This window comes from Paraburkholderia sp. CI2 (assembly GCF_014201055.1).
Taxonomy (GTDB): domain Bacteria; phylum Pseudomonadota; class Gammaproteobacteria; order Burkholderiales; family Burkholderiaceae; genus Paraburkholderia; species Paraburkholderia tuberum.
The window spans coordinates 20,847-42,943 of record NZ_JACHDL010000043.1 but is presented as its reverse complement, the minus strand read 5'-3'; the positions used below and the strand labels follow the sequence as shown (position 1 = coordinate 42,943).

At 58.8% G+C, this 22,097-nt stretch carries 16 protein-coding genes and 2 pseudogenes; 11 read left to right on the top strand and 7 right to left on the bottom strand.

The window, feature by feature from the left end; all coding sequences use genetic code 11:
• Nucleotides 1-140: 140 nt before the first annotated feature.
• From HDG32_RS34700 to HDG32_RS34675, 6 genes and pseudogenes are all read right to left on the bottom strand, one after another.
• Entirely contained in the window at nucleotides 141-1,307 is a 1,167-nt protein-coding gene (locus HDG32_RS34700) for a PHB depolymerase family esterase (RefSeq protein WP_184074221.1), read from the bottom strand.
• A gap of 204 nt (nucleotides 1,308-1,511) precedes the next feature.
• Nucleotides 1,512-2,957, bottom strand: a complete 1,446-nt coding sequence (locus HDG32_RS34695) for an alkaline phosphatase family protein (RefSeq protein WP_184074219.1) — start codon at nucleotides 2,955-2,957, stop codon at nucleotides 1,512-1,514.
• Between the two features lie 10 nt (nucleotides 2,958-2,967).
• Nucleotides 2,968-3,573 carry a hypothetical protein gene (locus HDG32_RS34690; RefSeq protein ID WP_409340080.1) on the bottom strand — a complete coding sequence of 202 codons (606 nt, stop codon included), beginning with the start codon at nucleotides 3,571-3,573 and terminating at the stop codon, nucleotides 2,968-2,970.
• Complete coding sequence (locus HDG32_RS34685) at nucleotides 3,570-5,258, bottom strand: protease pro-enzyme activation domain-containing protein (RefSeq protein WP_184074217.1); 1,689 nt, start codon at nucleotides 5,256-5,258, stop codon at nucleotides 3,570-3,572. The genes HDG32_RS34690 and HDG32_RS34685 overlap by 4 nt, the downstream gene beginning before the upstream one ends.
• A 43-nt stretch (nucleotides 5,259-5,301) precedes the next feature.
• A complete protein-coding gene (locus HDG32_RS34680) occupies nucleotides 5,302-6,912 on the bottom strand; it encodes a S10 family peptidase (protein ID WP_184074215.1) in 1,611 nt (536 codons plus the stop codon).
• Between the two features lie 459 nt (nucleotides 6,913-7,371).
• Nucleotides 7,372-7,494 (bottom strand): annotated as a pseudogene (locus tag HDG32_RS34675) (IS3 family transposase); the annotation flags it as partial.
• A gap of 61 nt (nucleotides 7,495-7,555) precedes the next feature.
• On the opposite strand from HDG32_RS34675, the gene HDG32_RS34670 reads away from it, so the two are divergent.
• Nucleotides 7,556-8,313 (top strand): IS5 family transposase gene (locus HDG32_RS34670; protein WP_184074213.1). Its coding sequence is split into 2 segments (ribosomal slippage): nucleotides 7,556-7,877 and nucleotides 7,877-8,313, totalling 759 coding nucleotides; the frame shifts between segments, so codons are not numbered across the junction.
• A 6-nt stretch (nucleotides 8,314-8,319) separates the two neighbouring features.
• On the opposite strand, the pseudogene HDG32_RS36895 reads toward HDG32_RS34670, so the two are convergent.
• Nucleotides 8,320-8,569, bottom strand: a pseudogene (locus tag HDG32_RS36895) (IS3 family transposase); the annotation flags it as partial.
• Nucleotides 8,570-9,869: 1,300 nt separating this feature from the next.
• Between HDG32_RS36895 and HDG32_RS34660 the strand changes: the two are divergent.
• The 10 genes from HDG32_RS34660 to HDG32_RS34615 all read left to right on the top strand — a co-directional run bounded on the left by HDG32_RS34660 (nucleotide 9,870) and on the right by HDG32_RS34615 (nucleotide 22,093).
• Nucleotides 9,870-11,645: a hypothetical protein gene (locus HDG32_RS34660; RefSeq protein WP_184074209.1), complete on the top strand. Its 1,776-nt coding sequence runs from the start codon at nucleotides 9,870-9,872 to the stop codon at nucleotides 11,643-11,645.
• On the top strand, nucleotides 11,642-13,408 hold the full coding sequence (locus tag HDG32_RS34655) for a hypothetical protein (protein WP_184074207.1): 1,767 nt from the start codon (nucleotides 11,642-11,644) through the stop codon (nucleotides 13,406-13,408). The genes HDG32_RS34660 and HDG32_RS34655 overlap by 4 nt, the downstream gene beginning before the upstream one ends.
• Before the next feature lie 45 nt (nucleotides 13,409-13,453).
• On the top strand, nucleotides 13,454-13,942 hold the full coding sequence (locus HDG32_RS34650; RefSeq protein ID WP_184074205.1) for a hypothetical protein: 489 nt from the start codon (nucleotides 13,454-13,456) through the stop codon (nucleotides 13,940-13,942).
• A 216-nt stretch (nucleotides 13,943-14,158) separates the two neighbouring features.
• Entirely contained in the window at nucleotides 14,159-14,800 is a 642-nt protein-coding gene (locus HDG32_RS34645) for a plasmid pRiA4b ORF-3 family protein (protein WP_184074203.1), read from the top strand.
• Between the two features lie 13 nt (nucleotides 14,801-14,813).
• Nucleotides 14,814-16,244 carry an ISKra4 family transposase gene (locus tag HDG32_RS34640; protein WP_184074201.1) on the top strand — a complete coding sequence of 477 codons (1,431 nt, stop codon included), beginning with the start codon at nucleotides 14,814-14,816 and terminating at the stop codon, nucleotides 16,242-16,244.
• Nucleotides 16,245-17,364: 1,120 nt separating this feature from the next.
• Nucleotides 17,365-17,826 carry a helix-turn-helix domain-containing protein gene (locus tag HDG32_RS34635; RefSeq protein ID WP_184074200.1) on the top strand — a complete coding sequence of 154 codons (462 nt, stop codon included), beginning with the start codon at nucleotides 17,365-17,367 and terminating at the stop codon, nucleotides 17,824-17,826.
• Nucleotides 17,823-18,365, top strand: coding sequence for a transposase (locus tag HDG32_RS34630; protein WP_184074197.1), 543 nt, complete (start codon nucleotides 17,823-17,825; stop codon nucleotides 18,363-18,365). Before HDG32_RS34635 ends, HDG32_RS34630 begins: the two co-directional genes overlap by 4 nt.
• Before the next feature lie 913 nt (nucleotides 18,366-19,278).
• Nucleotides 19,279-20,808, top strand: a complete 1,530-nt coding sequence (locus HDG32_RS34625; protein WP_184074196.1) for a phage tail sheath C-terminal domain-containing protein — start codon at nucleotides 19,279-19,281, stop codon at nucleotides 20,806-20,808.
• 10 nt (nucleotides 20,809-20,818) lie between these two features.
• Nucleotides 20,819-21,349, top strand: a complete 531-nt coding sequence (locus tag HDG32_RS34620; protein WP_184074194.1) for a phage tail protein — start codon at nucleotides 20,819-20,821, stop codon at nucleotides 21,347-21,349.
• A gap of 6 nt (nucleotides 21,350-21,355) precedes the next feature.
• Nucleotides 21,356-22,093 carry a phage baseplate protein gene (locus tag HDG32_RS34615; protein ID WP_184074192.1) on the top strand — a complete coding sequence of 246 codons (738 nt, stop codon included), beginning with the start codon at nucleotides 21,356-21,358 and terminating at the stop codon, nucleotides 22,091-22,093.
• Nucleotides 22,094-22,097: the final 4 nt, after the last annotated feature.

Genomic DNA, 22,097 nt, shown 5'->3' with positions numbered 1-22,097 from the left:
CAGCTTGTCGGTTCAGGGCGCCTCAAGGGTTCGCTGCGCCGGGCTCACGCCCGCCCTTGACCCGCCAAATCACCCACTCGGGTTTCAAAAGAGGCATATTTCCGGGGTGGGCGAAAATAGCCAAGATCATCCGGCACACATCACCGGTACAGCTGTGTTTGTGATGACGACGTCGACGCTCCCGTCCGGAGATTGTTGCGTAAGAACCAATCCATCACATAATCCGGGTAGTCGATCCCGCGTTGAGCAATCCAGTCTCCGCCATCTGCGGTATTCGCTTGCCCTGTGCCGGCAGGCCAGGCGTGTCCCACGTTTTTCGCCATCAGAAGCGAAATTCGCTCTTTTCCGTCTTTTACCGCCACTTGTTGTACACCCGCGCCGTTTTGCACGTCCTGCGTGGGCCCCATGGCTTCCGAACCATATATGCGTCGCAGGACCTCGACGTTGTCGATGCTCCAATGCATACTCACTACGGCCAACTGCCCAGCGTGCACGTCGTCAAAGGACTGGTCGATTTCCGAGTAGTCGAAAGTCTCGGCTGGACCGTCCTTGTCCATATTTCCGTACGCGATGCTGGTAATCTGGGTATCCAGCGCAGCTTCATTTGGTTGGGCAAGCGATCTACATTTGCTTACCGCATCCTCAACATTAGTGGACAGAGGTTCCGAAGTCGCGAGGAACTGGGAACTTCCCACTGACGGACCAGCGATTGCTCCAATGCCGGCGAATATCTGGGGCGCTTTGCAACCAATCGCCAAAGCGATAGCACCACCTGAAGACAATCCGACAAGGTATGCCTGATTAGGGTCGATGTTCAGGGACGCATCATCTTCGATTTTCTCTGTCAGTTTGATCAGATCGTCCATGTTCCCGCTGGCATCTCTAGCTCCATCATAATCCCAGCAGTGGTACAGATTGCCACCGAAGTTGTCAGCACCGACGAAAGGTACTGCTACTACGACCCCTCTATTCTTCGCAAGTGCATCCAGGTTACCAAACTTCTTGAGATCGGTATTGGTCTGTATGCAGCCGTGCAACACAATCAGCAGGCCGCGCTTGCCGTTTGGAAGCGTCGTAGATGGGGTGAATATCCATGTCTGGTGATGCTGGATGGTTTCCGGCCTGGTGTTCCAGCCATCGATGACGGGTGTCGCGGCAACCGCTGTTGCGTCTTTGGCCTGCGCGTCGCCCGTCTGGGCCAGGCACATAAGCAACAGCGCGACGATCATCAGGATTGGTCGCCTGAAGACGGCCACATGATCGCGGCGCGCCCAGTGAGCAAATAATCTCAGGTGGTCGATTCTCATGATTCGCCCCAAAATCTTTCCATGCCCCGCAACAAGCGCGAACCCCGCAATGGACTTTTCATGTTCGCCTCGTGTGGGCGATCCGGGCGGAGCAGTTCTTTTCGAAAACGAAATAACGTTGACGTTTTTGAAGTTCGCACGGACCCCATTCCTTCCCGAGAGAACGACAGGCCGCGACGACAGCATGGCGCTGAACGGTCCGGCTCAGTTTGTAGCGTCGCCGCTTTGGCGCTGCCGCTGTGCTATCCACGCTTCCGTTCGGGTCCGGATGTACTGCGTATAGTCCTGACTCGTCTTCAGCGCAGGCATCGGAGCGTGGGGATGCCCGTAATCGTCAGCAACCGGCAGTTGCGAGACGAGTTCGGCATGAATCACCTGCAGATGGGAAGGCGCGTCGCCGCCAGGATATGGCGTACCGGATGTCGGCACGGTGACACCCGCGAGCGGGTCGTCTGTACGGGGTGCTGTACGCGTGAACACGCCGCTGACATCCGGGGCCGCCGCGTCGCGTGCGGTAAGCGCCGGCATGCCCCATAACGACTGCGCAGTCTTCAGAATGCTCGTGTGATCGAGCGGCATGGCTCCATCTGGCACACGGAATACGGTACCCGCTTCGATCCACGGTGAGATCAGCACGGTCGGTATGCGCACCCCGAAACGCCTGAAATCGAATCCATACTCGCCCGCAAGTGAGTCCGGAGGCACCGCGTCAGATGGCGGAGGCACGTGGTCATAGCATCCGCCATGTTCATCGTAGGTGACGATCAGCAGCGTCTGGTTCCAGTTCGGCCCCCTGGACACAGCCTGATAGACTTCGTAGATCAATTGCTCGCCGAGCGCGACATCGTAGTTGGGATGCTGGCTGTTCCCCGTCGGACTCCAGCCCGGCTCGAGAAAGCTGAATGCAGGCAGCGTGCCGCCTTTTGAGGCCGCCTGAAAGTCAGTGAACAACCCGAAATGGGATTCAGGCGCGTTGGTCACATCGGGGAAATTATGGCGGGTGAGCGGTGGTGTGTCGTACCCGTATATGGCCCAGCTCTGTCCGGCGTCTGTCAGCCGCCCAAAGATACTGGGGCACGTGAAGGTTTTCGTCACGTCGTCCATGTGCCCCTGACTTGTCGCTGCGCAAGCGAAAGCACGATTGGGCATGGTCTCCGTCGGCGCCGAGGCATACCAGTGATCGCACACGGCGAAGCCGCGTGCAAGTCCCGACAGCACCGGCAGCATGTCTGGCGTAAAGATACCCATGATGTTCTTCCCGGTCGTACCGGGCAGAATGGACCCGCCCTTGCGCGCCTCCCACTGAAGGGTCTGGGCATAATCCCGCACAAATCCGCCGTTGCCAGGTTCTTGCGACGATGAGGCGCTTGCCACGCCGAACAGTTGCATGTTCGTTGCGACGTAGCCCTCGCCCGGATCGGCTCCAGGCATGAAATAGGCGTTCTGGTCTGCTGGAGCAATCTTGAACACGGATACGCGGTTGCCGGCGCTGTCCTGGTTCGTCTCGTCGCCGGTGAGTCCTTCGAAGGGCTGGCCGCCCGGCGACCGGTTGCCCTGATCCGCATACAGATAGCCCAGCATGTGATCGAAAGAGCGGTTTTCCAGCATCAGCACGACGATATGCTTGACCGACATGAATGCAGCGTTCATCGCGTGCCCCTCAACTGGAAATCACCGGAATCGGTTCGGGACTGTCGCCGGGAAGCAGCAGTTCGCACACCTGGGTTAATTGATAGGCGTCGCTGGTCGCGTTCAGATCGAACACCCATACCACGTCGAACCGGTCACCCGGCCACGTTTGCGGTGCGCTTGTGTTGCCGAGTATGGCGTTGGCGATCAGCGGAATATGCTTGTGCTCCCAACCGATCAGCACCACACCGGTGCATGACATCGCGGCCGCCGCGAGTTGTTGCTCCTGACCGACCGAATAGGTCGTGTCCACTTGAAGCTTCAACTTCTGCGCGACGACGCTCACTGTCTCTTCTGGCCGTTTGCTCGACTTGCCCGCATCGTCCGATGCTGCAAAGACGGTTTGCGGTTGTGCAAGCTCCGGGCTTTGCAGTGCACCGCGGCTCGGCGCGAACAGCACGGCAAGCGCGCCGGCGCGGGTCCAGCCTGCAACGAGCAGCGAATTGACGTCCTGTTCACCGTCAACCGTGACGCCGTAGGGTGGTACAGCACCTTGAGGCTTTTCGCCGTGGCGAATCACCATGATTTTTTGCGCGCTTGCCATGTTTTCCTCCTGACAGTTGATGACGAGCGTCATGAAGTCGCCACAGGCGATGCGGGGGACGCAGACGCGCCAGCCGATGCTGCAGGTGTCGAGGACGACAAGGTTGCCTTGATCGCATCCAGCAGGGCTTGCCCATCCGGCGTGCCCCAACCCGATACCGCGTCATATCCGGGGCCGGCACTATACCCGCCTACTGACGCCGTGTTGTTGTTGCCCGAGGTCACGTCGGTGCAGCCAACCGCGCCAACCGTTTGCCCCACCGCTGCCCCAGCCGCCACCTGATAGAGCAAGGGCGTTAGATAACCCACGCGCTTTCCGCCTTCGAGCTGGCCGTTCATCAATGCGATCAACGCTGCCCAGAGCGGGCTCGCTGCGCTGGTTCCGCCATTGGGCTCGGCGTGGTTATCCACGACGAGCAGATAAGGCGAAGCAACCCAGTCCGCGTTGGCAGCGACATCGGGTATGCACCGGCCAGTCATGGCGCCCGGATTGACCGACTGGATCGTGATACTGCTTTGCCAGTCGGGTCGTTGAAATACGTCGCTGACCGCACCGCCCGTGCTTCCACCGGAGTCGGCCCGCAAGCCGTCTCCCTCCATCCAGACGACGTCCGCCTTCGTGCCCTCGAGATCGACGATCGTCGTTCCGCCCACAGAAAGGACATAGGGACTCGAGGACGGAAAATCGGCATGCGCGTGGCCATCGGCAAGCGCATCGCTCGAGCCATCGTCCCCGGCAGCCACGCATACGGTGATTCCAAGGTATGCCGCCTCTTTCAGCGTTTCGTTGATCTGCGACATGGCCTGATCGGACCAGATATCACTACCCTCGGGCGCGCCCCAACTGATTGATAGCACGCCTGGATTATTGGTCTTGTCCTGCATGGCGGCGTCCAGCGCGCCAATCATCCCCTGCTCTGTCCACGCGGCGAAATAGACCACGATGCTGGCGCGCGGGCACAGACCCGCGACGACTTCAATGTCGAGCATCACTTCCCCTTCGGCGCCGTCCTTGCTCTCGCTCGATGTCCCGTCCGTGCTGATTGTCGTGACCTGCGGCGCAGTGACTTCCGCCTTCGCGCAGAATTTGGTCAGATCGCTCGGGAAATACCCGCCGCCAAATTCAAGAATGCCGACTGTCTGGCCCGAGCCGTCGCCAGATGGGAAGTGATAGTGCGCGCCGAACTGCTCAGGGAGATACCACTTTGGCGTCGACGACGAAAGCGCCTGCCGCGCCCCCGTGTCGCGAACCGGCTGACGTCGCCGTCTCAAGGTGCGTCGATTGTCGAGTCCGAACACGCCCTGCACCACATCCTTCAGTTCGTCGGGGACGAACAGATAGCCGACGCGCCCGCGATAGTTCCCATCCGCGTGCGAGTAGTTAAAAAGCTTGACGTTGAATGCGGACTCCAGTGCGCCGACCGATCCGGACAATCGGACTGTGCGCGCGCCAGCGCTCGAACTGACCGTCTTGATACCGAGACCCGACATGACCTGCGTCACCTTGTCGATGTCGTCTTGCGACGCGTCATAGCGCGCCTCGAGTTCGTCCCGGGTCAGCGGGTTCGGTGGACGCGCTTCCAGTTCCGGCAGTGCCTGCTTGCGTCGGAGCTTCAGTGTCACTTCGATGACGCCGTGCAGATTGGCCTGCCCCAGTACTTTCGCACCCGGCATGGCGCGCCTCAGGCTGCCGGGCAGCTTACGATGCGATACGTTCATGATTGCCTCACTCGGCGATGTTGCTGACTGTTCTGCGAAAGATTCAGTACGGCGTGCGGCTCGAGCGTTTGCGATATTTTGCGGCGCCCGATATGGCCTTCTGCTCGGGCTTGATCTTTGCCTTGATCGCCTCGACATGCGCCTGCGCATTCCCGTAGAACGACGAGAGATCCGCCTTCATGGCCGTTCGCGATGCATTGTCGAGATACACCATATGGCCTGAGGGATAATTGCTGAAGGTCAGATTGCTCTGGATCTGCGCGCTATCGAGCGGCATGTTCTGGAAATTGATCAGCGTCTGGAAGAATGGCGTCACCGCATCGTAATAGCCATTCGCCGAAAACACCCTCAGGTAAGGATTGACGGCCATCGCAGCCGCCAGATCGCCGGCGGTATAGAGACTTCCGGCACCGCCCCGTTCCGCGCCCGTGGGATCGACGTGGCTGAAGTCCCAGTTTTCGAATGCCTGATCGTTCAGGTCCATGAAAGGCGAAATCGATGTGTATTGCAATTCGTCGTTGAGGTACACGTTCCACATCGCCGTGTAGACGCCACTCACGGCCGCCATCGTGGGATCGTTGCCGCCGGAGTCGGGTGCGATGAATTCGGCGATGCCCGTGTCTTCGCCCGTCACACGTCCGTCATAAGCGCCGACGGCCAGTCCTTCGTCCAGCAGCAGGCTCGTCAGGAACGCCGAGCCATTTCCCATTGACGGATTGAGCTGCCAGTACTTCAGGACCATTGGCGGAATGCCGAGCATGTCACTCATCTGCTGGAGGACGTCCGGCGCGACATTGGGGAAGTTGTTCAACGCATTAACATAGGGCCCCGTCGCGAATGCCTCTACCTGCTCCATGAAGCCGGGCAGATCCGCCGGAGCGGGCGACACGGTAACCTTTTTGTGGAACAAGGCATCGGCTGCAAACGTCGGCAGGACACCAATTGGGTCGCTCGCCTGCGAATAATCGAGAATCGACGATTGCAGCACGATTCCGTTCAGATCTACGCCGTCTTCGTGAAGCATCCATGTGAGCACGCAGGTACGCGGTGTTCCATACGATTCCCCAAACAGGTATTTCGGAGAGTTCCACCGGTTGAATGCAGTTAGATAACGCTTGATAAACTGCTTGATACAGCCTGCGTCTTCGTCGACGCCCCAGAAATCCTTGTTGCTGTGTGGCTCGATCGCGGTCGAGTAGCCCGTGCCAACGGGATCGATGAACACCAGGTCAGTGTGATCGAGCAGGCTATCCGGGTTGTCTTCCAGCGTGTAAGGCGCCGGCGGCGTGAAGTCCGGCATGCTCGTTTTGATTCGCCTCGGTCCGAAAGATCCCAGCAGCAGAAAAACCGACGACGAGCCCGGGCCGCCGTTATAGAAAAAAGTTACCGGTCGTGTCGATGGCGTTGCATCGTCAGCCGTGAACGACACGTAGAACAGTTTCGCGCCCGACCGGGAACTGTAGGTATCGGTCGTCACAAGGTGACCGGCTCGCGCCGTGTACGCAATCGACTTTCCATTGACATTCAGAGTGTGGTGCGTGATCGCGGCGTTTTCAGTGGCATCGCTGATCGAATCGTCCGGACCGTACCCGTAAGGGGTGGTGTCGGCAAGGTGTTCATCGGGAGGGACTTCCTTCTTTGCAGCATTGCTCATCGCAGATCTCCATATTCATGCCGGGGCGTGCCCGCTTTTGCCCTGGAGCGAAAACGCGCGTCCAAACACATACCAGGGGATCGACAAATTCGCGTCGAAACCCTCTCCTGCGTCATCAGCGATGCGACGTGCATTGAGCGATGCCAAGGGTTCTCACCCTGATCGCGATGATCCGTGCAGCGCCCTAGCAAAGTTGCCTGTCAGGCAAACGTCGGGCTATCCGGATTCAATTTATTGAAGGTGTTTTTGCTGGGGGAATGTCCCAAAGTATAGGAAAGCGCGCGTCGATTCCAAGGGGATTTTCGTCAAACTACGTTCGTCATGGAACCGACAGATAAAGTACTCCGGTGCCACTGAGTTTCCGCGGCCGGACGTCGAACTCGACGGTGCCAGCTCGACCTCCACATTGACGCACTCGCATCGGATTGAGGTCGGTCGGAACGCGTGGACGCCAACGGGTTAAGCAGCGACCTGATTAAGATAGTATCGCTGCGTGTATGCTACAGGTGACAGGTAATCAAGACGAGCCTGCGTGCGTTGCCTGTTGTGGAAGATCTCAATGTATTCGCTGATGGCTCGCCTAGGGGCTGTTTACATTCGATGAAATGTGCTTACATCTTGTCTTTTGCGCGAGCAGGGCAAGATGATTCGAACGTTATTGAGCGATGAAGTATGGGCACGAATCGAATCCGCCTTGCCGGGCAAGGAAGGCGATCCAGGGCGAACGGCGGCCGACAATCGTTGGTTTGTCGAAGCTGTCCTCTGGATCGGCCGGACCGGCTGCCCGTGGCGCGATTTGCCGAAGGCGTTCGGCCGATGGCATACGGTGTACATGCGTTTCTCCAGGTGGCGTCGCAAGGGTGTATGGGAACGCGTGATCCACGCTGTGGCTGACGAAACCGAGATCAAGCATGTGTTGATCGATTCGACCATCGTGCGCGCACACCAGCATTCGTCCGGAGCTCGAAAAAAAACGGTCCGCAAGCGCTTGGGCGCTCGCGAGGTGGACTGACCACCAAGTTGCACCTTGCCGTCGATGACGCCGGACGCCCCCTGCGGTTGATTGCCACCGAGGGACAAGTTTCCGATATCACGTGCGCGAATGAACTGGTTGAGCATTTGCGCACCGGCGCGGTCATCGCTGACAAGGGCTACGACTCGAACGCCTTTGTGGAGAGTATCCGCACTACGCGTGCGAAGGCCGTAATCCCGCCGCGTTCGAACCGGAAGACCAGGCGTCGCTATAGCCGCGTGCTGTATCGGACCCGGAACATCGTCGAACGATTTTTCAGTCGTATCAAACATTTTCGTCGTGTCGCCACTCGCTACGACAAGCTCGCGGGGAACTATCTCGCCTTCGCTTCGCTTGCCTGTGCCTTTGGACCGCTCGTGAGAATGTGAACAGGACCTAGCCTCTTCGCGTGTGGCGAAGTGTCGATGAAAGACTAGCTCTTTTTTTGAGCGTGCCCCAAAACGGTTCGATCGGCGCGTTATCGAAGCAGTTTCTTCGTCGACTCATCGATGCCTGCATGCCAAACCAGCCGACGAGCTTCTGATATGCGTGAGCGCAGAATTGAGACTCGCGGTACGTGTGATGGATCAGACCGAGCGCCGGGCGGCGCGATGCAACGGCACGGAACAGCGCTTGCATCACACCAGACCTCGAAGGTTTGGGCGAGCCAGCCGCGTGACGGTCATCCACTTATCGGTAGCGAGGCACTCACTCAGGTATCCCGGGCTCAATCAGGTCATACCGTCACGCCTCTGATCTTCCTTCTCGCCGCCTGCGACATCCGCCACGCACCATCGCCGCATGATCGCAAATCGCGCTTTCATAAAGCACAACAAGATCGCCCTTTAGCCCAACGCGCGAATTTCTGTCGAGATAAGCCATATGTGCCGACGGCGAGTATTTGACGGTCAGGTTCTGACGCACCGTCGTTGCTGCAGCGGCATATTCTGCCAATCTGTCGTGGTCCGGTGGAACCGTTGTCCACCGGATTTGAGAAAGAGCAACCGCCCATCCGCTTAGCCGAGAGCAGCCATCCTCTAATAGAGGCTTCCAGACCCAGAGATTTGGGATGTACTTGGCGAGGCCCGGCACACCAGCAGGCCTTCGGCCAACCGTCTAAATCTTGGCGGATAAAAGCGGCCGTTAGATCCGTCGATAGATCCGCGGCAACGCAGCGCCTCTTCTTTCTACTCGCTCGCCATTGTCAATCGGTTGACAGCGAGGTAACTAATGTCGGCATCTTGTGCGTTTTCTCGCGCTGCGCGAGAACGGTACTGCTTTGCGACGTACGCACCATCCTGCCCGCGTGCTATGACGCATGCCTCGTGGCACGAAGGACTTGCAGGTTTAGGGGTGGCGTTCCGATACGGGAATGTAAGCCTGATGTGGGTTAGCGTTGTGGACCAGCATAGATCGTCTTTGCAATGAAGGAACTGCTAACTACCCGTTTGACGAACTCCACGTGTGCGCGGGTGGCAGTAGCAGTTCACTCCTCGAAGCGTGACGACAAGCCAATATTGCAGGCACGGTCTGAATTTCCGATTAAGTAGTCGGGACTCGACAGATTAGGCTCGGACAACGATATTCTCGGACACTATAACGCCTGAGACGTCTTTGTACTCACCCCCTAAAGAACACCGGGTCATCCTTGATACGGACGCAAACGAAGCAAAAGGGATCATCTCGGGCGCAATCTTGAAGGCGTCCGAATGCAGCCGAACAAGTCTGTGGAAGACTATATGACTGTCTTGCTTCTATGTGAGGATCGACTATTACTAGACAATAGCGCTAGACGGTTTATTGCGTTGCCGCGCGTCCACCCTGAAGAAAACTTCGCGCCCCCGGTTCTGTTATCAGCCGAATGCATGCAGGTGCATCGAGGGTACGAATCGTGGTCTGTCGCACGCAATGTAACTGATCTGGTGCATAGCCGAAAGGAAAGCGAATGGGCGTTGCTCTGATCGCATGGGGACGATTTTTCGAGCGTGGCGATAAGGTTACTGTGCCAGCACCAAGCACGGATTCGGGTGCGCCATGGCTTTGGGATTACCTTGCGGGCATGGCTTCGGACTTGCGTAGCGTCGGCTTTACGGCATTGCAATTGCCTCCGGCGAGCAAGGCGCAAGGTGGTGCCGAACCTGGATGTGATGGGTATGGCGTATTCGACCCGCGCGACCTCGGATCCAAGCCGCAGCAGGGTAGTACCCCGACCCGTTATGGAACCGTGGACGCGTTGCGCCGGATGATCGCCTGCTGTCACTCCGTCGGCATCGACGTCTATCTCGACGTCGTCCTGCATCAGCTCATCGGAGAGAACGGTGGTCCGGGCGTCTTCAGGTATGCGGGCGCGGATGGCCATTCGTTGAATGGCCGTGGTCCAATGCAGCCTGGATGCTTCCGTGGCGGCACTGGCAACCAGGATCCCATTCCTCCTTTTCGTCCAGAGGACGCAGTCCCGGTTCCTGCCGACGATTTTCCATTCGGGCGGGAGAAGGTTTATCAGAATTGCGTCCCACTCGACTACACGCTGCACGATGCAATCGACTTCGGGGACTGGCTGTTTCGCACCACGGATGCTGACGGTATGCGCTTCGACGATGTCAAGGGCACCTGGGCTCCGTTTGTGTCGCAATTCATGCGTTCGAAATCGATGGCGTCGAAGTTTGCTTACGCTGAATACTTCGACGGCAATCCTGCGGCACTGAATGATTGGGTCACGCAGTCGCCGATGCTTTCTCGCTCGCTGGTCACGGATTTCACACTTCATTGGGCGCTCCAGGCCGCTTGCGACAGCGGCAACGTCACCGCACTGAACGGTGCTGGGTACGCAAGCTGGAATCCGTATCTCTCGTGCACTTTCGTCGACAACCCCGACACAGATACGTCACCTGGCGAGCAGATCGTATCGAACAAATTGCTTGCCTATGCTTTCATATTGACTACCGAAGGGTATCCGTTCGTTTACGGGAAGGACTATTTCGGAGAGGACGTCTGGCCCGGCGCATATGGTCTCAAACCCTGGATCGACAATCTGATCTGGATTCACGAGAACCTTGCTTCGGGAAACACCGTCACGCAGCACATCGACGGGAACGTCATCGTTCTGAATCGCACCGGGCATCCGGGCCTGTTGACGGCACTCAATTTCGATTCGGTGAACGAGCATTCGATCACATGTGAGACAGGATTCGGCCCGCATGTACGTCTTCATGACTATACCGGCAAGCACGAGGACATCTGGACAGACGGGCAAGGGCGTGCGAGCTTTCTGATCCCATCGAATGCAGATCGTTCGGGGAAGAGTTACCTTTGCTTTTCCCTGCCGGGCTATGGAGCCGCTTTCGAGCCCCGGCTCCGCGCGACTTCACAAACGTTCTTCGGTGCCGATGATCTTGACCTGCCTGCGTTGAGGAGCGGCACCGGAAGTGTCGCCCGTGTCTATGCCAGCTTAGGCAGTCCGATCAGCGTGCTGCTTGAACCGAACGGCACGGCATGGACGCGTGGTGCCTCCGCCTTGCTCGAAATTGCAGGGCCAGACAAACGCGTAATCGGGCGCAAAACGACCGTTTACGGTGACGCGCCGGCCCCCCTTGAGTTGACTACCGGCACCGCTGGATGGCATACCGTCACGTTGAGCGGTTCGGGATTTGCCGGCCCCATGCCCTACGAGCTGACCGTGACCTATAACGGGGCACAGCGGCTTGAGGAGAGTCGATCATGACTGTATCCGTTACGACCCGTTCGTTCGACACGGTCCGCTCCGGCGCGAACACCGGCGAAATCGTCCTCACACCCGCTGCGGTGCGAACCCGCGGCCTCAAGCAGGCGCTCGTGCTCCGTACCCCGGATGACCCGAGGTTGGAGGCACAGCCGCTGTATCTCGCTGGCGCGGGAGTGGGTGAAGGCACGCACGACACGATCGTCCAGGCGACGATGGGAAACTGGATCTACGCGTGGGATGCCGATACGGGCGAACTGCTCTGGAGCACGCATCTGGGTCCGCCGATCAACGAATCGAATGCGATCGACGCGCATCCCATCAATGTCCATTGGGGCATCCTATCGACGCCGGTCATCGACTCGGCTCAAGGGCGCCTGTACGTGTGCTACTGGTCCAGTCCGAGCGGAGACTGGCAGGACGGACACCACTTTCTGGCGTCGCTCGACATCGCGACGGGAGCCCAAACCCATCCCGCGATCGACCTCGAAGGCGTCGAATTCGATCCTGGAGAAGGTCTGCCGAAGCTCGAGTTCAGATCCCTGGAACGTAAACAACGCGGCGCACTGGCGCTGCTCAACGAGACCGTGTTGATCCCGTTCGGAACCATTGCGGAGAGCGGCGGTGAAGCCCGCGGCTGGCTGATCGCAATCGACACCCGTAGGTGGGCCTGTACGGCATGCTGGTGCTCGACCTCTCGCGGCAATGGCGGGGGCATCTGGATGAGCGGGTCGGCACCGGCCATTCAGAGCGATGGCTCGATCTGGCTCGTGACAGGAAACGGCGAGTTCGATGGCACGCACGATTTCGGCGAGAGCGTCGTGCGCCTGCGCTATACGTCGCCCACGGACACCGCAAACGCGAAATTCGTCGTCACCGGCTGGTGGACCCCATGGACCGACGATGGCCGCCTCGGAAAGAATCCGGGAGGGGAAGCCGCGGCAGCGCTGCTGCCGGCACGCGTGCCGTCGAATTTTCGCGTGGGTCCGCATCTGGCCCGGCTGGGCATGGCAGATATGGGCGCCACCTGGTCCGATCAGGATCTCGGCTCGTCAGGGATCGTGTTAATCGAGGAGCTTGGCATTGCGCTGGTTTCCGGTAAAGATGGGATTCTCTACACGATTCGGCTCGATCTTCCGGGCGACACGACACAGGTCGATCTCGCCCCCGCTCGCGTGCCGGCAAATTTTGGCAAGCTGGCGGCGCCGCCCATCCTCTATACCTACTACGACCCCTCGGTCAACCCTGCTCCAATCGATCCGAGCGCGCTCAACGTCTTCGCGGCGAATCGCACGCACCATTTGCACGGCACGCCGGTTGTGTGGAAGTCGGCATCGCGAGGCTGGATGCATTTCTGCGGTGGTGAAAACGGCAACTTGCGCGCGTGGCAGTTGAATCCCGACAGGTCATCGAAGTACCTCGCATGCAGCGAAGCTTATGCGTCACCCGAATGCACGGAGCCCTATGGCGGCATGCCGGGCTGGAGCATCGCATTGTCCGCCAATGCGGGAAGCGAAGCGATCGTCTGGGCGATGATCCCTTACGGTGATGCCAACATGACGATCACCAATACCCGTCTGCTCGCCTATGACGCCGAGGACTTCGGACGCTATGCCGACGGCAGCGGCGAAATCGTGCCGCTTTGGGATTCACAGGACTGGAACTGGAACGTGCTGCATCCGAAGTTCAATCGTCCTGTGGCCGCCGATGGCCGGGTACTGGTGCCAACCTATGGCGGCGAGTTGCTCGTTCTGACGCTGGCGTAAGCGCGTGCTAGTCACGTCGTCCTACTCCGCTACACGGAGATATCCATGAGCCCTCTTACTTCGAGCTTTTTCCTTGGTATCGATAGCGGCCTTTGCTGTCTGGCGATCGGTATGTCACCGCTCGCGTGGAACGTACGCCTGGAGCTGGCATTGATGTTCGGCGTCTGTGATGCGATCGCGTCGGCGGCCAGTTCGTTATTCGGGTATCCGTTTGCCGCACCGCCGACGCTCGCGATCTATCTATGCTGCGTGCTGGTTCTGGGTGCTGCCGCGCGCCGTGACCGTCGGCTCATCAATGCACTTCCGTTTGTGCTCTCGATGGACAACCTCGTGGCCGGTGGCGGACTCTATGACGCAATTGCTGATGGATTGGGCAGCGCGACACTCGCCTTGCTCGGCTTCCTGGCTGGCGCGATGATATTCCGCCGGGTTTCAGGGAACTGGCCGAGCTTGATGGAGACGGATCACGCCGACGGTGTGGTTCCTTTGGTCAGCATGCTCGATTCGGCTGACCGGATGGCGAACGCACACTGAAACTGGCATCAACCGCCGTTGCAGAAAGGGGCAAACCGAGCTTTGCGCGTGCAATCTGAACCTGCGCTGAAATAGCATTGATTGCATTCATCACGACGACAGCCGAGTTATCGTCGCGAGCCAATAGGCTCAAGGCCAGTTTCCCTTTAATCTGGAGAGCGGAACAAAGTGGGGGCTGGAAGGTATGGCCCCGAATTTTGGTAAGCTTGCTCGATCATGGACGAAGAACCGGGCGTCGGGATTTATCGGCTCCACGTATGGCTTCGCCAGATCAGTCCGATGATCTGGCGACGGCTTTTGGTGCGCAGTGACAGCACGATCACCGATCTGCACTACATCCTGCAGATCGCCTTTGGCTGGAGCGATGAGCATCTGAACCGCTTTCATATCCATGGCCAGGACTACGGCGTCTACCATGACGGTGGAATCGGCTGCTCAACCGAACCAGAACACGTCCAGTTGGGCGATTTCCGCTTTCGTGTCAACGAACGGTTTCTTTACGAATACGATTTGAACGATGGATGGGAACACCAGGTGCGCGTAGAGGCGTGCTTGGGGCTGGAGGGGAAACGCATCTATCCGTACTGCATCGGTGGCAAGCGTCGAGCGCCGCCAGAAGACTGCGGTGGCCCACATGCCTTCATGACGCGCCGTGACGAAGTCCCGCTGGCAGTCGAGGAATTGGTCGAAGATATCCGGGACGACCTCGACGCCAACGATCTGGAATCGATTCGCAATCGGATCGGGGAAATCGACGAGCTGCGCGAATGGCTGACCTGGGACGGCTTCGACCGGCCCGCGGTCAACCGCCGCCTCAAGCAATACGCAACGCATGACGAATCCTGGAAGTGGCAGTGAAAAGGAGCTGGCCGTGAAGATTCGAATACAGGTGGTGATTGATGCCGAGAATGGCGAAGCGGAGAAAATCGAGGACGTCGCGCGACTGGAACGGAGCTCGCTGCGACCAGAGGAACTGGGCCTGACGCTTGCGGAGGCCAGGTCGCTGCTGCGCGGCATGCAGCAAACCATCGTTACGGCGCAGGTTGGGGAATACCTCGCGCGGTTTGAGAGCTGTCCGCACTGTGGCCGCCCTCGAACCCACAAGGGAAAACATCCCATCATCTATCGAACCGTGTTCGGCAAATTGAACCTTGCCAGTCCCCGGCTCTACGATTGCCCTTGCCAGAAGCCGGGCCGGCATAGTTCAAGCCCGCTAGCCGAACTGCTCAGTACGCATACGGCGCCGGAACTGCTGTATCTGGAAACCAGGTTTGCGTCGCTGATGTCCTATGGCCTGAGCGTCGAAGTGCTGAGCGAAGTTTTGCCCATCGCCGACGAAATCACACCTGCGACGGTGCGGCGACAACTCCATGCCGTCGCGGAACGGATCGAGAGCGAACTGGGCGATGAACAGTGTACGTTCATCGAAGGCTGTCCCAACGAGTGGGCGAAACAGCCGCCGCCGGGGCCGCCCTTGACGGTCGGCCTGGATGGCGGCTATGTTCACGCGTCGGACCAGAGATCCAGAACGGAGGGCTGGTTCGAAGTGATTGCTGGCAAGAGCGTCAAGACCGAAGGCAGCGCCAAGGTCTTTGCCTTCGTCAACCAGAACGACGAGAAACCCAAGCGCAGGTTGTATGAGGTGCTGAAGTCACAGGGCCTGCAAATGAATCAGCAGGTCGTGTTCATGTCGGACGGCGGTGACACCGTTCGCGATCTGCAGACGTATCTCAGCCCGGAATCCGAACATCTGCTGGATTGGTTTCACATCACGATGCGACTGACCGTCATGGGGCAGATGGTCAAAGGGATGGCGGCGGAACTGGGACCCATCGACAGGGATCCGGCAACAGCCGCCCTTCTGGCCGATCTGAAAAAGCACCTGGAGAGCGTCAAATGGAATCTCTGGCACGGCAACGTGCCGCATGCCTTGCAACGGATTGACGAGGTTGACGACGGCCTGGAAATGCTGGAAAAGAATCCGGCCAACAAGCCGAAAATGTTGAAAGCGGTGCGCGAATTCCGCGGCTATATCGTGGCCAACGAGGCGTTCGTCCCGAACTATGGTGACCGCTATCGGCACGACGAGACGATCTCAACGGCGTTCGTCGAATCAACCGTGAACTATGTGGTCAGCAAGCGCTTTGTGAAGAAACAGCAAATGCGCTGGACCCAGCGCGGCGCGCACCTGCTTCTTCAAGCTCGCGCGCAGGTTCTGAACGACGATTTGCGCAACACGTTCGGACGATGGTTTCCGGGGATGAGAGCACAGGCGGAAGAGGATCGGAAGGAGGCGGCATAGAGGCTCCAGCCCCCACTTTGTTCCGCTCTCCTCAGCAGGTAGATCGTAGACTTCGCAACCGCTTCAACACTTCAACCGTTGTCCATCAACACCCTGTGAAAAGGTCATCGCGATCGCGTCAGACGGCATGACCCGATAATTCAGAATGGTTGCCGCCACCGCGGTCCCAATGCCGGCAAGAGGGCGAAATATGCCGTTTGCATGATTCGGTGCCGCCGACCTTCCGTGCAACCGATCAACCGGCAATGTTCAGCCTGTTGGGCGAGCGTTCGACACACGTGGGCAAATCATTGACAATCATCAAGGTGACAATGATCGGAGTACTCATCTGAATATCCCGGCTGCGCATTGTCGGCATTTGCTGCAACCAGCCAATTGAGGAGTATCGAGTGTCTTCCCTCGGAGACAGAATTCGTGCTGCTGGTGAAGCCGCTATTGCTGCATCCGCTGATCATGTTGGCGCCGAATTGGTGGCGCAGCTGCCGCAGCTGGTTCCGGCACCATACCGGATTGAAACTGGCATCATCTGGGGAGCGAAATAATTATTTCGTGTCCTAAGGTATTCTTAAGAAAAAGCAAACATGCTTGTGCCGTCTTGAGCTTACCGAGAAAATTTTTGTCAGCTCCACATCATGCAGACAAACACTGGTTCGATTCACTGTATGTTTTCGGATCTCTGATGTCAAGAATTCCCTAACCGCGTCATGCTCAATTTGGCAGAAGCCAATTTAAGAACAAACCCATGTTGTTTAAGTTCAATGCCAAGAGTGAGCGAATTCGTAAAATCACGCTGCGGCGTAGCACCTAAATCGTGCATAGCCTGTCATCGCCGCTTCCCATCACCAGACTGTGCGGATCTGGCTTGACAAGAGTGCAAATTCTCCTAGATTTGATGCAGATGTCATGAGCGTTTGTACGGTTGTTGTCATGGCAATAACAAAGGGAATGATGTTGTCAGTCATACGGCAGTCGAAATTTCACTTTCGTTACCGGATCATCTGCAGTGCCTGTCGGCCTGTAGAGAGGTACGTTTTGGCTTTTAATTGTTATCCGCTAAGTGTTCCTGGTAAAACTGCGTGGATTTCGGTAGCCTGGATTTTTCCCTGGTACCGAGGTGTCGATGAAATTCCGTGTGAAGCTTTTAAAGGCTGAGGAGATCACATTGCAGGAGATGGCGATCAATCACCGGTTCAACAACACGCGCAGACGCGCCACTGGTCTTTTGATGCTCGCTCGCGGGGATAAGCCAAAGGTCGTCTGTGAAGCCCTCGGCGTGAGCGACCGGGCTGTCTACAGCTGGGCGGGCGCGTGGCGTATTGGAGGCGTTTGCGCGCTCATGTGCAGTCACAACGGTGGTCGGCCGCGTGCACTTCGCGATGACGTGGTCGCTGTCGCGCTGGAGATTGCGCGGGCCGAGCCGCTTACCCTGGCCCAGATAGCTCGACGCGTTGAGCAGGCAAAAGCCCAAGCGCTGCCCTGTAAGATAGAAACGCTGGGTGAAGCCCTCAAGCGTGCGGGCTTCACTTTCAAGCGCAACCGCTTCTCGCTGAAAAAAGGCGCAATGAACAGGAGTTCGAGATGAAACAGGCCACGCTTGAGAAGCTTCAGGTCGTCGCGCGCGATGGCCAGTGTCGCCTGTTCTATTTCGACGAGGCCGGCTTTTGCGGATCATCGCCGGTGCAGCGTAGCTGGTCACCACGTGGACTGCCCCATGCCATTGAGCCCAACCACCATTGTCGACGGAATGTGATGGGCGCACTGAACTTCGCTGAGAACAGTTTCGTCCACGTAGAAACCAGCCATACGGTCAAAGGGCCTCACGTTGAGGGTTTTCTCAATGAATGTCAGGGCGATGGTAGGCCGACCGTGATCGTGCTCGACAACGCGAGCATTCGTCACGGAATCGATCAGCTCACCCTGGACCGCTGGTTCATTGAACACAAAGCACTCCTGTTTTATCTGCCGCCGTACAGCCCCAAACTGAATCTCATCGAGATCGTACGGAAGCACTTCAAGTACCACTGGCGGCGATTCGCGACGTGGACGGCAGAAACCATCGATGCGGAGCTGGAAATTCTGCTCAGCGGATATGGTTCGAAATTCAAAGTAAATTTTTCGTGAACACATAGCAGATAATAAGGCGCGCGTGGCGTGAAGTTCGGCATGTTCGTCTTGAAGCGCCCGGATCTCGTCGCTCTTTTGCACTGGTAGCAACGACGGACAGGTTTCGCTATACAAGAACGATCCTTTTGTCGATTTACCAAAAAAACGTAAATGGCATTTCCCGGGGCGCTGATCGTCAACTCACTCTAGTCTGAGTGTATGGTTTGCATTTTTCCATTCGTTGGCTATAAACGCACGTTGTGCGATACCGCAAATTGCGCATGACATAAAGAGTGAGAGGCGGCGAAGTGTCGCGTCGGGCGCTTGCCAGGGGACGATGCATCGGCGACGTAGTGTTCGATGGTGAATCGAAAGAAAGATAGATCATGCCTGAGGCAATGACTTATCCAGGTGTGTGCGTTGAGGAAATTCCGAGTCGCGTGATCACCCTCACCGGCATGGCGACGTCCATTACAGCATTTGTCGGGCGCGCGCTGCGCGGGCAGACTCAGTTTTGGGAGCTACAGATTCGAGGCGGCGAACGAAGGCAGTTGGGGCGTCAAGTTGCGGGTCGTGATCGATGTGTAGGGTGCCCTCATTTGTCGAGGGTTTTCAGGGCGCTTCATCCATGTCCCTGCGTCCCGGGCGCCGCCGGCGTTCGATGACGCCGGCAAATGCGGTACGGAAAGCCAGGTATCAGCATTCGTTCGTATTACGCCTTTCGTACTATTGAGGAGTTCCCGCGTCGGCGGGTGTGTAGTTACCAGCCGAACGGCGACGCATACCTTCCCGGCATGGCTCGCTGCGGTTCTGATCGCTGCTGCCCCTGCGCCACCAGTGCGGCAGGGTTACCGACCTCGTCGGGGAAGCCGGGAAAGTCGGATGCGCCCGGCGGCCGTCTGACGCAACCTGCCATAGAAGGAGGCGGCACATGCCTGTCACAGTCAACTATCCGGGCGTCTATATCGAAGAGATCCCCAGTGGCGTGCGTACCATCACCGGAGTCGCCACGTCGATTGCGGCCTTTGTCGGCTGGGCGCCACAGGGAGCGGTGGGTAGCGCAACCCTGGTGCAAAGCTGGATGGACTTCACTCGCGAGTTCGGTAGCATGGACAGCCGCAGTTTGCTTGGCTATTCGGTCTACCAGTTCTTCGCCAACGGCGGCACCCAGGCCTACGTCATTCGCATCGTCGGCGCCGGCAGCGTAGCGGCGAGCGTCACCCTGAGCGGCGTGTTGACGGCCAGCGCTAACAGCCCGGGGCTGTGGGGCAGTGCCTACGGCATTAAAATCAAGAACCTGGCGACCCCGGGGAGATTCCAGCTCCAGGTGTACAGTCTGCCGCCCACTCCCGCCCCGCCGGTCCTGGTCGAGTCTTTCGAGAATCTGTCGATGAGCAGCAGCGACAGCCGCTACGTCCAGGCAATCGTGAACAACGGGTCGTCCTACGTCACGGCGACGGTGATCGGCGTCAATCCCAATCCGCCGGCGGACACCGCCACGCCCTCGCCCCTTACCGGCGGCGCCGACGGCACCATCCTGGCGCCGGCGTCCACCAGCAGCATGCCCGCTGGCGCTTTCGAGACCGCGGTCCTGCCGGGTAGCGGCGTCGGCGTCGACCTGCTTGAGCACGTGGACCTGTTTAACCTGCTTTGCGTCCCCGGCGAAGCGGACCCAGCGACCTTGAGCACCCTGGAAGGCTTCTGTCACGACCACCGGGCCATGCTTATTGCTGACTGTTACCAGGATGCCACCTTCAAGTCGCTGCAGACCAGTCAGGGGCCGCCAACCCAGATCACCGCCGGCGACAACGCGGCGAACGCTGCTTTCTATTTCCCCTGGATCAGTGCGCCGGACCCGCTCATGTCGAACCAGCCCGGCAGCTTCCCGCCTTGCGGATTTATGGCCGGAATCTACGCACGCACCGATTCGAACCGGGGCGTATGGAAAGCGCCTGCTGGGACCGAAGCCAGCCTCACCGGTGTGCTGGGCGTCTCGCAGCCGCTGAACGACATCGAGAACGGCACGCTCAATCCGGCGGCGGTCAATTGCATCCGCAATTTCAGTGTCTATGGCACCGTTGTCTGGGGCGCGCGCACCCTCCAGGGCAACGACCAGATGGGCTCCGAATGGAAGTACATTCCGGTGCGGCGCATGGCGCTCTACATCGAGGAGAGCCTTTACCGCGCACTGAAGTGGGTCGTTTTCGAGCCGAACGACAATCCCCTATGGTCCGAGATCAGGCTGAACGTCGGCGCCTTCATGCAGAACCTGTTCAGGCAGGGTGCATTCCAGGGCATGACACCGCAGGATGCGTATTTCGTCAAGTGCGACAACGAGACCACGACCCAGAACGACATCAACCTGGGAATTGTGAACATCGCCGTCGGCTTCGCGCCCCTGAAACCTGCGGAGTTTGTCGTCATCCAGATCCAGCAGATGGCTGGGCAGATCGCAACCTGAGGAGGCGCTCATGGCTCAATTCACCGTAAACGCTCAGCGCTTCGATCCGTACAAGAATTTCAAATTCCGCGTGCGCTGGGACGGCCGCTATGTCGCCGGCGTCAGCAAGGTCGGCCTCCTGAAGCGCACCACCGAAGTGGTCAAGCACCGCGAAGGAGGCGATCCGTCGAGCAGCCGCAAGTCCCCGGGACGAACCGAGTTCGATGCCATCACTCTGGAGCGCGGGGTCACCCATGACGTGGCCTTCGAGCAGTGGGCCAACAAGGTCTGGCAGATCGGCGCCGGCCTCGGCGCTGAAGTCTCGCTCCAGAATTTCCGCAAGGACATCACCATTGAGGTGTACAACGAGGCGGGTCAACTGGCGCTGGCGTACAAGGTTTATCGTTGCTGGGTGTCCGAGTATCAGGCGCTGCCCGACCTCGACGCCAATGCCAACGCGGTAGCCATCCAGCACATCAAGCTCGAAAACGAAGGTTGGGAGCGGGACCAGTCGGTCCCTGAGCCCACCGAACCGAGCTTCTCGAACCCGGCCGCCGGATGATCCGCCATGCGCCCCCTGTCGGCCGCCGAGTTGCTGTGCGCGTGGGAGGACGGGCTGTCCCGGGGTCCGGTGGACCGGGCCTTGGTGTTGCTTGCTGCGGCGAGCCCTGAGGCGGCTTCCGATTCCTTGGCAGCGTTGCCCATCGGCGAGCGCGATTCGCGTCTGCTTGCCCTGCGCGCCTGGATTTTCGGCGCCACCCTTGCCAGCCGTGCAACGTGTCCGGCATGTGGCGAGCAGGTCGAGTTCTCCTTCGACGCAGCATCGCACTTTGCGCCGTGGCGGAATGAGCCACCGCAGACCGAAATCGGGATTTCGTTTGCTTGCTACGATCTCTGCCTGCGTCCGCCGAACAGCGTCGACGTGGCCGCGCTCTCCCTTGATTCCGACGCCGAGGCTCGGCGCTCACACTTGTTTGCTCGCAGCCTGGTGAGCGCTTCGATAAACGGCGACCCGATCGGAGCGGACCACCTGCCGCCGGAAGTCGTTGCCGCAGCGGCAGAAGCCTTGGCAAAAGCCGATCCCCTGGCGGACATGCGTGTGGACCTGGGCTGCCCGACTTGCGGATACCACTGGCAGGCACCGTTCGATATCGTTCCGTTCTTCTGGAGCGAAATCGAGGCCTGGGCCTGCCGCATACTGCGGGAAGTTCATGTCCTTGCCCGCGCCTACGGCTGGTCCGAGCGCGACATCCTGGAGTTGAGCCCGGCGCGCCGGCAGGTCTACCTGGAGTTGGCCGGATCATGAGGGG